Origin of the sequence: Roseburia sp. OM02-15, assembly GCF_003481835.1 — a bacterium.
GTDB classification, from domain to species: Bacteria; Bacillota; Clostridia; order Lachnospirales; family Lachnospiraceae; genus Eubacterium_I; species Eubacterium_I ramulus_A.
The window spans coordinates 99,892-114,865 of sequence record NZ_QULX01000004.1 but is presented as its reverse complement, the minus strand read 5'-3'; the positions used below and the strand labels follow the sequence as shown (position 1 = coordinate 114,865).

General features: G+C 40.0%; 13 protein-coding genes. 11 read left to right on the top strand and 2 right to left on the bottom strand.

Going from position 1 to position 14,974, the window contains the following annotated elements:
* Positions 1 to 130 precede the first annotated feature (130 nt).
* Positions 131 to 778, top strand: coding sequence for a cytidylate kinase-like family protein (locus DXB15_RS05435; protein ID WP_109214468.1), 648 nt, complete (start codon positions 131 to 133; stop codon positions 776 to 778).
* A 127-nt stretch (positions 779 to 905) separates the two neighbouring features.
* On the opposite strand, the gene DXB15_RS05430 is transcribed toward DXB15_RS05435, so the two are convergent.
* Complete coding sequence (locus DXB15_RS05430; protein WP_118702272.1) at positions 906 to 1,748, bottom strand: AraC family transcriptional regulator; 843 nt, start codon at positions 1,746 to 1,748, stop codon at positions 906 to 908.
* 191 nt (positions 1,749 to 1,939) lie between these two features.
* Here DXB15_RS05430 and DXB15_RS05425 point away from each other — a divergent pair, with 191 nt between their 5' ends.
* The 7 genes from DXB15_RS05425 (at position 1,940) to DXB15_RS05395 (ending at position 10,416) form a co-directional block, all read left to right on the top strand.
* Entirely contained in the window at positions 1,940 to 3,250 is a 1,311-nt protein-coding gene (locus DXB15_RS05425; RefSeq protein ID WP_118702271.1) for an ABC transporter substrate-binding protein, read from the top strand.
* Positions 3,247 to 4,122 carry a carbohydrate ABC transporter permease gene (locus tag DXB15_RS05420; protein ID WP_118702270.1) on the top strand — a complete coding sequence of 292 codons (876 nt, stop codon included), beginning with the start codon at positions 3,247 to 3,249 and terminating at the stop codon, positions 4,120 to 4,122. Before DXB15_RS05425 ends, DXB15_RS05420 begins: the two co-directional genes overlap by 4 nt.
* On the top strand, positions 4,122 to 4,958 hold the full coding sequence (locus tag DXB15_RS05415; protein WP_109214472.1) for a carbohydrate ABC transporter permease: 837 nt from the start codon (positions 4,122 to 4,124) through the stop codon (positions 4,956 to 4,958). The genes DXB15_RS05420 and DXB15_RS05415 overlap by 1 nt, the downstream gene beginning before the upstream one ends.
* 99 nt (positions 4,959 to 5,057) lie before the next feature.
* Positions 5,058 to 7,856, top strand: a complete 2,799-nt coding sequence (locus DXB15_RS05410) for an alpha-galactosidase (protein WP_118702269.1) — start codon at positions 5,058 to 5,060, stop codon at positions 7,854 to 7,856.
* On the top strand, positions 7,846 to 9,315 hold the full coding sequence (gtfA, locus tag DXB15_RS05405; protein WP_118702268.1) for a sucrose phosphorylase: 1,470 nt from the start codon (positions 7,846 to 7,848) through the stop codon (positions 9,313 to 9,315). Before DXB15_RS05410 ends, gtfA begins: the two co-directional genes overlap by 11 nt.
* 287 nt (positions 9,316 to 9,602) lie before the next feature.
* The gene (locus DXB15_RS05400) at positions 9,603 to 10,040 is read left to right on the top strand and encodes a flavodoxin family protein (protein WP_109214475.1); all 438 of its coding nucleotides are present in this window, start codon (positions 9,603 to 9,605) and stop codon (positions 10,038 to 10,040) included.
* Between the two features lie 28 nt (positions 10,041 to 10,068).
* A complete protein-coding gene (locus DXB15_RS05395; RefSeq protein ID WP_109214476.1) occupies positions 10,069 to 10,416 on the top strand; it encodes a hypothetical protein in 348 nt (115 codons plus the stop codon).
* 82 nt (positions 10,417 to 10,498) lie between these two features.
* Here the strand turns inward: DXB15_RS05395 and DXB15_RS05390 are convergent, their stop codons facing one another.
* Positions 10,499 to 10,660: a maltose acetyltransferase domain-containing protein gene (locus DXB15_RS05390; protein ID WP_118702267.1), complete on the bottom strand. Its 162-nt coding sequence runs from the start codon at positions 10,658 to 10,660 to the stop codon at positions 10,499 to 10,501.
* A gap of 251 nt (positions 10,661 to 10,911) precedes the next feature.
* On the opposite strand from DXB15_RS05390, the gene DXB15_RS05385 reads away from it, so the two are divergent.
* The 3 genes from DXB15_RS05385 to DXB15_RS05375 all read left to right on the top strand — a co-directional run bounded on the left by DXB15_RS05385 (position 10,912) and on the right by DXB15_RS05375 (position 14,900).
* Positions 10,912 to 12,666 carry an ABC transporter ATP-binding protein gene (locus DXB15_RS05385; RefSeq protein ID WP_109214478.1) on the top strand — a complete coding sequence of 585 codons (1,755 nt, stop codon included), beginning with the start codon at positions 10,912 to 10,914 and terminating at the stop codon, positions 12,664 to 12,666.
* Positions 12,667 to 12,771: 105 nt separating this feature from the next.
* Positions 12,772 to 14,514 carry an ABC transporter ATP-binding protein gene (locus DXB15_RS05380; RefSeq protein WP_158582195.1) on the top strand — a complete coding sequence of 581 codons (1,743 nt, stop codon included), beginning with the start codon at positions 12,772 to 12,774 and terminating at the stop codon, positions 14,512 to 14,514.
* A 101-nt stretch (positions 14,515 to 14,615) separates the two neighbouring features.
* Complete coding sequence (locus tag DXB15_RS05375) at positions 14,616 to 14,900, top strand: hypothetical protein (RefSeq protein WP_109214480.1); 285 nt, start codon at positions 14,616 to 14,618, stop codon at positions 14,898 to 14,900.
* The last annotated feature ends 74 nt before the right edge of the window (positions 14,901 to 14,974 follow it).

The following is a 14,974-nucleotide window of genomic DNA, read 5'->3' as shown; positions in this document are numbered from 1 at the left end:
ATTTTACAACTTGTGCATTGGAACGGTAAGGAGAAATCATTGAATTTTCAGACAAAACAGGTTTACCGTTGAGATTTTTGCAAAAATGTAGTATACTATAAATAGTAAGTGAAGGAAAGGGGGATTTCCTATGAGAAATCTTGTAATTGCAATCGGACGTGAATTTGGAAGCGGCGGAAAAGAAATCGGACAGAAATTGGCTGACCGGTTAAATATAAAATGTTACGACAGTGAATTACTTTCTATTGCAGCAAAAAACAGTGGATTCTGCGAGGAAATTTTAAAGAAAAATGATGAGAAACCGACAAACAGCTTTTTATATTCTTTAGTCATGGATACATATTCCATGAGTGGATACACATCAGCCCCGTTTGTAGATATGCCATTGAACCATAAAGTATTCCTGGCACAGTTTGAAGCAATCAAAAAAATAGCATCTGAGGAATCCTGTGTTATCGTAGGAAGATGTGCAGATTATGCATTAGCAGGAAATCCGGATTGCGTCAGTGTATTTATTCATGCAGACATGGATTTTCGTTTAAAGAGAATTAAAGCAGATACTGATAAAGAGTTCAAGGATGACAATAAAGTTATCGATTTTATCAACAAGACAGATAAGAAACGTGCAAATTATTACAACTACTACTCCAGCAAGAAATGGGGCGATTCACGCAGTTATGATTTCTGCATCGACAGTTCCGTACTTGGTATTGGTAAAACGGTAGATATGATCATTGAATATCTGAAGATTCGTTATCCGGATGAAAATATCAAATAATATATGAAAATGTTTAGAATACGCTGCGTGTGACAGAAACGTATTTCAAAACGAAACATAAAGTGCTTTCAGGTAATCCATAAAGGAATGTGATCTGGAAGCACTTTTTTGATAAGTTATCTTGCATTTATTTGTGCTGATTTCTCCATTCTCTGGGAGAAACACCGTAATTATTCTTAAAGGCCCGGGAAAAATGCAGCTGATTTTCATATCCGACAGCAGAACCGATATCTGCAATCGACAGAGAAGTCAGTTTCAGAAGTTCTGCTGCCTTCACCATGCGGTAATTCATGAGAAATTCCTGCGGAGACTGCCCAGTACTTTTCTTGAAAATCTTTCCAAGATAGCTGCGGTTGATACCACAGACCGCTGCCACATTTTCAATGGAAATATTATTCTGAAAATTCTGTTCAATATAATTAATCGCCTCTTTAATATAATAGTCACTCATTTTGTTGCTGGATACTAATTGTGTAGAGTGAGCTGATTGAATCAGATAATCCAAAAACAGGTATAAATGTCCGATGAGGTGAAATGAAGATTCTTTTGGATGATGAGTGATATATATCAGTTCTTCTGCCAGTTTATCCCGCAGTTCTTTATTGCGCGGATGATAGACTGGTTTATTTTTGGAAAAATCCGTCATACTTAATGCTTCTGTGATCCGCAATCCGTCAAATTCTACCCAGATATATTCCCATGGTACGTTTGAGTCTGCAATGTAGGTCGTGACCTGTCCAGGAAAAATCATAAATCCCTGTCCGCTGCGTATTTGGTAAGTTTGCGTTACTCCTTTCGTATCATCTGCCAGCAGAGTTCCTGTTCCAGTAAGAATATAATGAAACAGATAGTGATTGCGGGCAGCCGGTCCAAAAGAATGTCCTGGATCACATTTTTCGTAGCCATACTGATACAGACACAGGTCAATAAAATTTTCATTTGGAAAAATATGAAATAAAAGATCAGGCATTGGAAACTCCCTCCAGAGTATTGCAACTATTATTTAAAAAGTAAAAATATACCATTATGTGACATACATATTGATTATAGCACAATAAAACGCATAATGATATAAAAAATGAAAAATGCGGATATTCTAGGTCGCATTTTGAGATGTTACAATCATTTTAACAGAAAAAAACAAGAAAGGAAGCAGAAAATATGGCGAAAAAGAAACTGATCTGTGGATTGACAGCTCTTCTTCTGGCAGGATGCGGACTGACCGGCCTGATGGGATGCGGAAAACAGGAGACAGCGGCAGGTAAGACGGAGATTGAAATTGTCTCATACAAAAAAGAAGCAGTAGATACGTTTAATGAGATTGCTGAAAAATTTAATGAAACGCATGATGATATTCATTTGACCATTGACTCTCCGAATGAAGCAATGACGATTTTGAAAACACGTTTTATCCGGGAAGATTATCCGGATATCGTTGTCATCGGTGGTGATATGGATTACTCCAATTTTTTAGATTCGGATCTTTTTGCTGATATTTCAGATCTTGATGTGCTCAGTGAAACAAAATCCTCCTATCTGGATATGGATAAACAGTTGGAATTTATCCCGCAGGAGGGGACATACGCGTTGCCATATGTCGCAAACGCGGCAGGTATCCTCTACAATAAGGATCTGTTTGAGGAACATGGATGGAAAGTACCTCAGACATGGAGTGAATTTATGGCTCTTTGTGAACAGATTCAGAGCGAGGGCGTTCAGCCGTTATATTTCGGATTTAAAGATACATGGACCTGTCTGGCTCCATGGAATGCGCTGGCTGTCGGTCTGGCGGATCCGCAGCTTTGCAGTGAAGTAAATAATGGAACGACAACTTTTACAAAGGGGTATGATGAAACGGCAGAAAAGATAAAAGCGCTGCTTGGCTATGGAGAAGCAAACCCGACTGCTTATAGCTATAACGATGCATGTACGGCATTTGCCCGTGGTCAGTCTGCCATGTATACTATCGGAAGTTATGCGATTCCACAGATTAAATCTGTTAATCCGGATATGAATATTGGTACCTTTACATTCCCGGCAAATGAGGACGAAGCAGATAATGTATTAAACTCCGGCATTGATGTACAGTTTTGTGTTATGAAAGCCTGCAAAAACAAGGAGGCTGCCTACGAGGTATTGCGTTTCCTGTATGAGGACGATACAATCCGCACTTATCTGGATGAGCAGGGTGGCATTGCATGTAAACAGGGTGATTTTCCACTTTCTTCTAAACTGGAAGGGGTACGCTCTTATATTGAATCCGACCGTATGGCTGACTTTCAGGATCATCACTATCCGAGTGAGATGAGTGTGGATGCCATGATTCAGACGTATCTGCTGGATGACAGCGCAGATGCCAAAAAAACTTTCCTGAACAAATTTGACAAAGACTGGAAGCGATACAATCGGGATCTGATCTGGAAAGTGCAGCAATATAATGAAAAAGAAGGAACATCGGAGGATACGAAATGAAATCAAAAATGACAAATCGGAATAAAACATTCTGGATCATCGCAATTCTGGTCATTGCATTGTTTTTTACATTCAATACCCTTCCGATGATCAAAGGTGTGATTTATAGTTTTACCAATTATAAAGGCTATGGTTCTTATGACGTGGTTGGATGGCGCAACTATGTGGATCTGTTTACCGATGCGAGAGTCGGAAAAAGTTACCTGTTTACTTTTAAATATGCCATCGCCGGAACAATCCTTGTCAATGTATTAAGTTTGCTTCTGGCACTTGGATTAAACAGCAATATCAAAGGCAAGAGCGCGCTGCGTGGTATTTACTTTGTACCGAATATCCTTGGAGGACTGGTGGTCGGCTATATTTTCAGCTTTATCTTTACATACATTCTTCCTGCCATCGGAAGCGCCTGCCACATCTCTTTCCTGGAAAACAGTATTCTCGCCAGCGAAAAATATGCATGGATTGCGGTATTGATCGTGGGTGTATGGCAAGCCGTGGCCATGAATACCATCATTTATATTTCGGGATTACAGACTGTTCCGGAAGATGTCTATGAAGCAAGTATGTTGGATGGGGCCAATAAATGGACAGAATTTTGGAAAATCACATTTCCACTGATCATGCCGTTTGTATCCATTAATCTGGTGCTCAGCACAAAGAACTTCCTGATGGTATTTGATCAGATCGTATCCCTGACCCAGGGTGGCCCTGCGCAGAGTACCGAGTCGATTTCTTATCTGATCTACAAAAATGGTATGTCCGGCGGACAGTTCGGATTTCAGAGTGCAAATGCGGTTTTATTTTTCATCGTGATCGTGGCAATCTCTGTTTTCCAGCTACGGTTTACCAATAAGAAGGAGGAACAGTTATAATGGAAAAAGGACATAAAACAAATAAAGTTTTAACGGTACTTCTGATCATCGGAACGATAACAGTATTTTTTCCGTTGTATATGGCAGTAATCATTGCTTTTAAGAAACCAAGTGAGATGACAAATGATGTAGCTGGGGCATTGGCACTGCCGAAAAACTGGAGTTTTTCCAATTTTACAGAAGCAATGCAGGTGACAGATTTCTGGCATTCTCTTGGAAACAGTTTACTTATTACGCTTGTGACAATAGTATTGGCAATTTTGATCCATTCGATTGCCGGATATGTGATCGGACGTGGTATGCGCAGGATCAAAGGATTTAAATTTATTTATTTTTATATTGTCAGTGGTATGTTTGTACCATTTTCAATTCTGATGATGCCGCTGGTAAAGCAGACTGCGCAGATGGGAATCGGAAACCGCTTTGGTGTTATCCTGCTGTATCTGGTATTTTATATGCCAATGAATGTGCTTCTATACAGCGGATATCTGAAAAATATTCCGGAAGCACTGGAAGAAGCGGCAAATATTGACGGAGCCAATGCCTGGACAACGTACTGGCGAATCATTTTTCCGATGATGAAGCCGATGCATGCTACGGTTGCAATCCTGACCGCACTTGGTACCTGGAATGATGTAATGACACCACTGGTCATCATGTCCGGAACAGGTCAGAATACGTTGCCACTGGCGCAGTTAAATTTCCAGAGCCAGTTTGGAACCAATTATAACCTTGCTTTTGCTTCATACATTCTGGCTTTGATCCCAATTTTGATTTTCTATGTCATTTGTCAGAAACAGATATTAAATGGTGTGGCAAACGGTGCGGTAAAATAGTATAATAAAAAGCAAGCAAGATTCAGATTCAGTGAATTATAAGTTATGTGTAAATGACTGACAAATAGAAAAAGCGTGAATAATGAGGAGGAACCGTGAATGGCAATTATTTTTGATGCAAACCGAAAAATATTTACAATTCATACAAAACATACAACTTATCAGATGCAAGCGGATGCAAAAGGTTATCTGCTGCACTTATATTATGGAGTGCGGGTAAAAGGAACGATGGATTACCTGTTATGCTATGCGGACCATGGTTTCTCCGGAAATCCGTATGTAGCAGGTATGGACCGTACTTATTCTCTGGATGCACTGCCACAGGAATATCCGTCACTTGGAACCGGTGACTGTCGTAACATTGCGTTGAATATTACGAGTGCAGTCGGAACAGAGTGCTGTGATCCAATTTTTAACAGTTATAAGATTACAAAAGGAAAATATAGCCTGCAGGGACTTCCGGCTGTTTGGGCGGCCGATGACGAAGCTGAAACGCTGGAAATCGTGTTAAAAGATGATCTGACACAGGTAGAAATACATTTGCTTTACGGTGTACTGGAAGATGCGGATATCATTACCAGAAGTGTAGTGATCAAAAATACAGGAACAGAAACGATTACCGTGAAAAAAGCATTGTCCGCATGCCTTGATTTTGTACAGGGAGACTACGATGCAATCAGTTTTTATGGCAGACATGCTATGGAGCGCAATCTGGAACGTGTTCCTGTGGGACATGGAACGTACCGGATTGGCAGTCGCCGTGGCAGCTCCAGTCATCAGTATAATCCAGGTGTGATCCTTGCAGATCGTACAGCAACGGAAGAAGCCGGAAACTGCTACGGAATGCTTTTTATGTACAGTGGAAATTTTGTCTGCGAGGCCGAGCGTGATCAGTTTAACCAGACACGTTTCCAGATGGGACTGGGCGATGAACTGTTTGCTTATCCTGTGGCAGCAGGTGCAGAATTTACGACTCCGGAAGTGATCATGACATATTCGGATCAGGGATTTGCAAAACTGTCCCGCCAGTATCATAACTGCATTTTAAATCATGTATGCAAGGGCAGACAGGTACATACAAATCGCCCAATCCTGATCAACAGCTGGGAAGCCGCCTACTTTGATTTTGATGGTGATACGATCGTGGATCTGGCAAAGCAGGCAGCAGAACTTGGCATTGATATGGTTGTCATGGATGACGGCTGGTTTGGTAAACGAAATGACGATAATTCTTCTCTGGGTGACTGGTTTGTCAATGAAAAAAAATTAGGTGGTACGTTAGGACAGCTGATTGAACGTGTCAATGCGCAGGGCGTGAAATTTGGTATCTGGATCGAGCCTGAGATGGTAAATGAAGACAGTGATCTGTACCGGGAGCATCCGGACTGGGCATTGACGATTCCGGGACGGATGCCGATCCGCTCCAGAAATCAGTTATTACTTGATTTTTCCAGAAAAGAAGTGCGGGAAGAAATTTTAAAACGCATCTGTGCGATTTTAGATCAGGGAAATATCGAATATATCAAGTGGGATATGAACCGCAGTATGTCCGATGTGTATGCCGGAAATGTGCCATATGATTATGTGCTTGGATTATATGATTTCCTGGAAAAACTGACGAGCCGTTATCCGGAGATTCTGATTGAAGGCTGCAGTGGCGGTGGCGGACGTTTTGACGCTGGTATGATGTATTACACACCACAGATCTGGTGCAGTGACAATACCGATGCTATCAATCGAACACGCATCCAATATGGTACTTCTTTCTTCTATCCAACCGCAGTAGTTGGCTCCCATGTGTCTGCGGTACCGAATCATCAGACCGGCAGAATCACAAGTCTGAATACCAGAGGTGTGGTAGCTATGGCAGGTACTTTCGGATATGAAATGAATCCTGCTTTACTCAGCAGTGAAGAAAAAGAGGAAATCCGTACACAGCTTGCAACTTATCGCAGACATCAGGAATTGATCCGTGAGGGTGATTATTATCGCCTGTCTGATCCATTTAAAGAGGATGTGGCTGCTTGGATGAGTGTTGCAAAGGACCAGTCACAGGCATTGGTCAGCGTTGTTCGTCTGTCCGCAGAGGGCAATCCGTTTGGAACCTATGTGAAATTAAAAGGACTGGATGCGGAATGTTTTTATCTGGAAGAAACCACCGGAAAGGTATACAGTGGCATGGCATTAATGCAGGCAGGTATTTTACTTCCAATGGCGGCAATCGAATATGAAGCATATCAGTTCTCTTTCAAAAAAATGCAGGAGGCGGCTGCGTTGTATGACCTTCTGCGGGAAAAAATCGGAGCAGAACGGAAAGTGATCAGTATTTTTGGCGGTTCCGGTTCCGGAAAGACGACCATGGCAGAAATTTTGCAGCAGCAGTTTCTGGCAGACGGCATCGGTTGTTTTATTGTGCATGGGGATGATTATCCGCACAGAATCCCAAAATGTAACGATCAGGAGCGGGAGCTGATTTATCAGAAATCCGGAGAAACAGGACTTAATGCGTACCTTGGAACTCCACAGGAAATTGAATACGACCGGATCAATCAGGTGCTTGCAAAGTTTCATATCGGTGATACAGAGATTGAACTGAAAAAAATGGGCAGGGAAGATGATGAAATCTGGTATGAACAGACGGATCTGACCGGTGTACAGGTATTACTTCTGGAATGGACGCATGGTGGGAGTGAGTATCTGACCGGTGTTGATGTTTCTGTCTATCTTGACAGCACGCCGGAGGAGACAAAGGCGCGCAGAATCCGGCGTGGACGGGATGAAAATGCAGCCAGTGCCTTTATTCAACTGGTCCTATCTCTGGAAGCGCAAAAATTAGAGCAGCAGGCAAAACAGGCAGACCTTATTGTGGGAAAGGATGGTCGTGTATATGAATCTTAAACCGATGCTGAATGCTTATCCTGACAGTTTAGGCGGAACGCTGGGAGATATTGTAACACTGCTGGGACGGAATGAACTGAAAGAGGTATTTGGATCTTTTTACATTTTGCCAAGCCTGTATCATTCAGATTTAGATCGTGGATTTTCTGTCATTGATTATGATATCAATGAGGAATTGGCCACACAGGATGACCTGAAACGGTTAAAACAGCTTGGTATTGATCTGAAACTTGATTTTATCCTGAATCATGCATCTGCACAGTCTCCACAGTTCAAAGACCTGGTAGAAAAAGGAAATGCGTCAGAGTATAAGAATTTTTTTATTGACTGGAATGCGTTCTGGGCAGGGTATGGATCTATGACGGCGGCCGGGTATATTCAGCCGGATGAAATATACATCAAAGACATGTTTTTCCGCAAACCGGGACTTCCAATCCTGATGGTACAGTTTCCTGATGGTACGAAACGTCCGTATTGGAATACATTTTATCAGGAGGAGCACTATCCACAGTATCTGGGACAGATGGATCTGAATATCCAGTCACCGAAGGTATTGGCGTTTTATCGGGAAACACTTGCCAAAATTGCGTCCTATGGAGCAGGTATTGTGCGTTTGGATGCTTTTGCCTATGCGCCAAAGGCTCCGGGAAGGAAAAATTTTCTGAATGAGCCGGAGACATGGGAGCTGCTGGAGCAGATCAGAATGTATGCTGAACCGTATGATCTGGCACTGCTTCCGGAGATTCATGCTGCATATGAGGAACATATTTATCAGACGATAGCAGAAAAAGGATATATGACCTATGATTTCTTTTTACCGGGACTGGTAATTGATGCCATTGAAAACAAACGCAGCAGGTATCTGGCAGAATGGGCGCAGGAACTGATTGACAAAAAGATCCAAACGGTAAACATGCTAGGCTGTCACGATGGTATTCCGATGCTGGATCTGCAAGGACTTCTTCCGGAAGAAGATATTCAGAAACTGATCACGCTGATCGTAGACCGTGGGGGCATGGTGAAAAACCTGCATGGTCAGAAACATGTGTACTATCAGGTAAATGCCACTTATTTCAGTGCACTTGGAGAATCAGAACGAAAACTTCTGTTAGCACGGGCAATTCAGCTGTTTATGCCGGGAAAACCGCAGATCTGGTATCTGGATCTGTTTGCCGGAAAAAATGATCATGAGGCCGTAAAACGGGCTGGCGAAGGCGGACATAAGGAGATTAACCGTACGAATTTGACAGGCGTACAGATTGAACAGGCGCTTCAGACAGAGGTTGTACAAAAACAGTTAGAGTTGTTGCGGTTCCGCAGTACCTGTAAAGCATTTACGGAAGATGCAGATATTCAAGTTCAGGCAGACAATCAGAAATTGATGATTCGCTGGAGTAATCCGGTGACAGCCGCACAGTTGGATGTGGATTTTGCAACAGGAAACTACCGCATATCCTGATTTTAGATAGTTTGAACGCAGAATAAGCAAGTAGCGAAAGCGAATTGCGAATGTCCGCTTTACAGCAGGATATGAGATCAGTCAGTTTGTCATAAGATTTTTCAAATAGTTAAACAAAAGTAATTATTTAACAGTTAGTAGTCGGATAATTAAATTTATCCGACTACTTGTTTTTTTTGCGTCTGCATTTGCTTGTCGAATTTTGTATCCGAAAAATATTTTGTAGTTTCCCTAAATTGTGTTAAAATAGTACATAGTGTTTGAGAGAAAGGAATGAGAGAAGTAAAATGAAATCTGTCATTATCTATGCGTCCACGCATCATGGAAATACAAAAAAGGTCGTGGAAGCAATTTCAAAAGAATGTGGTGTAGATCTGGTGGATGCAACAAAAGTGCCGGAAAAAGATTTATCCGGTTATGATGCCATTGGTTTTGCATCCGGTATCTATGCGTCCAAATTTCATCAGTCTGTACTGAATTTTGCATCCGTCAACTTGCCGGAGGATAAAAAGATTTTTTATATCTGCACTTATGGCGCAAAAGGATCTTATAAATCCATTGAAAAGGTAACTGCCGGAAGAAATGCAACATTGCTTGGAACTTTTGGTTGCAAAGGATATAATACCTTTGGACCGTTTAAGCTGATCGGCGGAACCGGAAAAGGATGTCCGACAGAGAAAGATCTGCAGGCAGCAGTCGATTTTTATAAAGAGCTGGATAAATAATATGAATGACAAATGAGAGGTATCGAAAATGAGTAAATTACTGGAAAAATCATTAGATGAACTGTGTGCAAATACAGTAGAGACTGTAGACCGTATTATGGGAAGATACAATGTAGGTCTGGAAGAAGCGTGTTCCGTTGCCGGAATTACTGCCATTGATTACAGTGAGTGGAAAGAAAATGCACCCGAGATCACACCACAGGAAGCAGTCATGGATGAACATGAGCAGGAGCTGAAAGATAAATGGATGGAAAAGATCGTAATGCATAAGATTCCGGATTTGTTAAAACTTGGAATTACACTGGAAAATGCGTGTGAATTTGCAAAAATCAGTTTGGTGGAATATGAAGAATATAAAAACAAGCTTACAAACTAAAAGCAAACTGGAATAGGAAAAAGCAGTTTTATTTGCCGACGGTGGCGGTCAGTGGTGCATTAAACCATACGTTTTTGCCTACTTATCCGAAAGTATCGTGTAGCAGAGCTTCCCGTTCTTCCATGGCTTCCGGAGGCAGTTCATTAAATTTGAGCACCAGTGTTTTGCACTTCGCCTGGAGTGCCATGTTTTCGTCATCATCTTCCCAAATGTAACCCTGTTTCATACGTTCTGTTTCTGTCATGATACCATTTCTGTTGAAGATAAACTGCTAACGCTGATAGAAAAAAATGGAGAATGGACGTAAAAAGACTATGCTTTACAAATGAATGTATCGCTTCCAACTGTAAAACGGTTATTAGCTAGATTACAGCAAGAAAATATAGTTGTACGAGAAGGAAATAATCGGAAAGGGAAATGGGTTATACAAAAACGTTCGGATAACTAGGAATGAATACTATCCGGCGAGAAGCAATTATGGGGAAAAGTTAAACTATGAAAAAGCAGATCAAAGAAATATTGAGTATGGTATGGAAATATAACCGAATCTGGGGCGGCATAAAATTACTAAATGCCGTCCTGTTAGCCGTGCTTGTTCCAATCAACACCATACTTTTTCAGAAAATCATAGACGATATACTGATTTTATTGCGTCATAAGCAGATTACAACGGGAATGTATCTGGAATTTGGATTGTTTGTTGCTGCATTGCTTTTGGATGTGATTTTGACAAGTTTTGATAAGTGCATTGAAATTCGGTTTGATATGAAAATGACAGATGGTCTGGAACGGGATATCATACAGAAATATAAAAATCTGGATTACAGTTGTTATGAGAAAAGTGCGACTTATGATATTATTTCAAGGATTTCAAAAAATCCGGGAGAAAAATTAAAACTCATTTACTGGAAAATCATTGAAATCATAAAAATTTTAATTTCATTAGTTGGCTTGGTATTAGTTTTCCGACAGGCATCAAATCTGTTGATTGTTATATTTATACTGTTTTTGATTCCGATGCTGTATGAAAATTATAAAGCTGGAAGTTTGTGGTATGAATTGTATGCCAAACAGACAATGGATGAGCGAAAAGTTGCCTACTATGAACGGTTGCTTACAAGCAAAACAAGTCTCATAGAATTAATCATCTATCAGGCAACAGATTATATTAAATCTCTGTGGGAAAAACAGAGTGAAAAGATGTTGAAAGAAAAAGATGCAACATTACAGAAGGTTGAAAAAGCTTTGTTAAAAAAGAGCTTGTTTGCTACTTTATGGTATATCTGCTGCACAGGGATACTAATTCATAGTGTAATGACAGGTCATATTTCTGTAGGTTTATTTATTGCATTGTTCAATACAACGTTAAGTATTGTTGGTACCATAACCAGCCTGTTGGAAACATTTGGGGATTTTTCAAAGGAAATCAAAGAGGTATCCTACATAAGTTCCTTTTTTGAACTGAAAAATACAGAATCACGAACAGGACATATTGATCATCCGATTCATCGTATCCGATTTGAGCATGTCAGTTTTGCTTATCCAAATTCAGAGAAAGAGGTTTTGCATGATGCAAATTTTGAAATTGATCTGTCGCGCAGTACTGCACTGGTAGGAGAAAACGGTTCTGGAAAAACAACGATTATTAAATTGTTGTGTGGACTTTATCGTCCAACAAAAGGCCGTATTATGATCGATGATCAGGATTTGAATAAATTGAGCAGTCAGGAAATTGGAAAATTAATAAAAGTCGTATTTCAGGATTTTTACCAGTATGAATTGACGGTTCGGGAGAACATAGGATTTGGCAATTTAGGTGAACTGGATCGTGATGATAAGTTAAATAATGCCTTGGAACTGGTGAATCTGAAAGATGTGAAAGACTTAGGATTAGACAGAAATTTAGGGAAGCTGGAAATGGACGGCGTTGATCTGTCAAAAGGCCAATGGCAAAGGTTAGCGGTCAGCAGACTTTTCTTGACAGATACAGCGTATGTGATTCTTGATGAGCCAACCGCATCCATGGATCCTGTTTCTGAGTACAAAATGTATCAGTTGTTCTGTTCGCTTATGAAATCCAGAGGCAGTTTGATGATTTCTCATCGATTAGCCAGTGCTAAGATGGCAGATCATATTTTGGTACTGAAACATGGAAATATTATAGAGCAGGGAAACCATGATGATCTGATGAAAAATCAGGGAATATATTATACATTATTCTGTAAACAGGCAGAGTGGTATACAGCATAGTGCAGAATAGATGATTTTGAGAAAATATTTTAAATTATGCTGATCAGAATTGTGTAGTAAGTTTTGCATACATTCAACTTGGAAATATATATGGGGGATAGAAAAATGAGAGATCTGTTATTTCGCTCATTAAAAGATATACGCAGGATTGCGCCACGGTCACTTATTATGCAGGTTATTTGTATGATGCTGCAATCGGTTCTGGTAGCGGTCAACACGTGGCTGGTTTCCGTATTTTTAAATCATGTATATATGAAAGATCTGAAAACAAGTATGATATATTTAGGTGTCATATGGGGCGTATTTGTTGCGTCAGAGGTGTCAAATAGTGTATTTTATGCCTGCATGGTAAAAATTGATTCCAAGGTTGGTATGCAACTTGGAATAGAATTAGGTGAAAAGGGTGGACGCTTGTCACTGATTCAATATGAGGATGTAGAAATCAACAATCGACTGAAACGAGCACAGGACTGTATTGAGCATGGCAGATTTTCCGACTTAAGTCTGTCGGTATTCAATATTCTGGCAGAAGTTTTGAAGGTAGGAAGTACATTATTTATATTAGCCAGATTTAGTCCACTTCTGGCATTAGTATCATTACTGAGTGTGGTTCCGTACTTTGTCGTTCGATTAATCCGTGGAAAAGAATTTTATGAACTAAAAAAATATCAGGCAGCAGGTGAACGAAGGCGAAATTATCTGTACGATTTATTTGGCGATAAAAGAGTGGTAAAGGAACTTCGCATTTTTGGAATTGAATCTTATATCGAAGAAAAATTATATCAGACCCGTGATGCAATGAATCAGGAATTATGGGATTTCAAGAAACGTGATATTTGCAGCTTTTTACTATGTGAGATTTTGTGCAAATGCGGTTATGTGCTTAGCATTATAATAGCAATTTTACTTTTGCTGAATCATAGGTTGGATTTTGGTATGCTGGCTGCTTCGCTTGTGGCATTCACCTCTTTTCAGTTGGCAGCAAAGTATTTTCTGATTAGCCTTGGGCGGATTCCGGAATGTGCGGCATTTGTAAGAGATTATTATGACTTTATTGATATCGATGAAGATGTACATGGAACGGAAAAATTTGAGCCAAATTTTGATAAGATAAATGTAAAAAATGTATGTTTTGCTTATCCGAATACAGATCACCTGACAATTTCTGACATATCACTTGATATAAAAAAGAATGAATCCATTGCTATCGTAGGAAATAACGGAAGCGGTAAAACAACACTGGTAAAATTACTGACTGATTTATATAAAGTACAAGAGGGTGAGATATTATATGGAACGCAAAATATCAAGGATCTTGAAACGAAAGAGTTTTATCAGAATGTTTCTATCGTGAGTCAGGATTTTGTGAAATATGAGATGACATTGCAGGAAAATATTGGTATCAGTGACTGGAAACAGATGGGGAATACTGACAAAATCCAGGAGCTTTTAAAACAAATGGATTTACCGGAGTTATCAGAAGTGGATGCTCTTAATACGTTGTTAGGCAGTGAATTTGATGGCAGAGATCTTTCTATTGGACAATGGCAGAAACTGGCAATTGCCCGCGGCATGTTCAAAGAAAGCAGTATGATTGTTCTGGATGAGCCAACTGCTGCTCTGGATCCAATCATGGAAACAACTATTTTGAAAATGTTTTTGCAGATTGCAAAAGAAAAAACAGCTATTATTGTTTCTCACAGAATTGGAATTTGTCGGGAAGTTGACAAGATCATTGTGATGAAGAAAGGAAAAGTTGTGGAAATTGGTAATCATGATGAATTGCTGGCAAAAAAAGGTGAATATTATCAGCTCTATAAGATGCAGCAAAAATGGTATGTAGAATAAAGCATAATAAGGTAAAGAAAATAAAAAATGTTTCATCAAAATGTATCTAGTGAAAAGATACAAAAATATATAAATGTGTAATGAAATGAATGGAGATAAAAATGCCAGAAAATCGAACAGATGAATTATATCGTGCCTTACAGGAAAAAGGCTATCCAGATGATTTTTGCAGAGAAATTGCGTACAAGCAGATGAACACAGATTATACAGCGACACGTATGCTTGGTTATCTGTATCGTGTTTCAGATCCGCGTCCGGAGGATGTAGTGGATGAGATGCTGGCCATTTTGAGTGACCGCAATGCGATTATTCAGAAGAAAGAGATGGAGCATGCGCAGGCCACAATGAATCGGGTATATAGAGACGGGCTGGATAACTTGGACTAAAGATGCAGAATGATAGATGTATATGTATTATCGGATAGAGAATTGATGATGCTTATCAGATCATTACATGGGTA

Excerpts from the sequence above, each read along its gene's own strand:
- gtfA (WP_118702268.1), top strand. The coding sequence starts at position 7,846 with ATGAATCTTAAACCGATGCTGAATGCTTATCCTGACAGTTTAGGCGGA.
- DXB15_RS05425 (WP_118702271.1), top strand. The coding sequence starts at position 1,940 with ATGGCGAAAAAGAAACTGATCTGTGGATTGACAGCTCTTCTTCTGGCA.
- DXB15_RS05430 (WP_118702272.1), bottom strand. The coding sequence starts at position 1,748 with ATGCCTGATCTTTTATTTCATATTTTTCCAAATGAAAATTTTATTGAC.
- DXB15_RS05375 (WP_109214480.1), top strand. The coding sequence starts at position 14,616 with ATGCCAGAAAATCGAACAGATGAATTATATCGTGCCTTACAGGAAAAA.
- DXB15_RS05420 (WP_118702270.1), top strand. The coding sequence starts at position 3,247 with ATGAAATCAAAAATGACAAATCGGAATAAAACATTCTGGATCATCGCA.
- DXB15_RS05390 (WP_118702267.1), bottom strand. The coding sequence starts at position 10,660 with ATGACAGAAACAGAACGTATGAAACAGGGTTACATTTGGGAAGATGAT.
- DXB15_RS05415 (WP_109214472.1), top strand. The coding sequence starts at position 4,122 with ATGGAAAAAGGACATAAAACAAATAAAGTTTTAACGGTACTTCTGATC.
- DXB15_RS05435 (WP_109214468.1), top strand. The coding sequence starts at position 131 with ATGAGAAATCTTGTAATTGCAATCGGACGTGAATTTGGAAGCGGCGGA.
- DXB15_RS05385 (WP_109214478.1), top strand. The coding sequence starts at position 10,912 with ATGAAAAAGCAGATCAAAGAAATATTGAGTATGGTATGGAAATATAAC.
- DXB15_RS05400 (WP_109214475.1), top strand. The coding sequence starts at position 9,603 with ATGAAATCTGTCATTATCTATGCGTCCACGCATCATGGAAATACAAAA.
- DXB15_RS05395 (WP_109214476.1), top strand. The coding sequence starts at position 10,069 with ATGAGTAAATTACTGGAAAAATCATTAGATGAACTGTGTGCAAATACA.
- DXB15_RS05380 (WP_158582195.1), top strand. The coding sequence starts at position 12,772 with ATGAGAGATCTGTTATTTCGCTCATTAAAAGATATACGCAGGATTGCG.
- DXB15_RS05410 (WP_118702269.1), top strand. The coding sequence starts at position 5,058 with ATGGCAATTATTTTTGATGCAAACCGAAAAATATTTACAATTCATACA.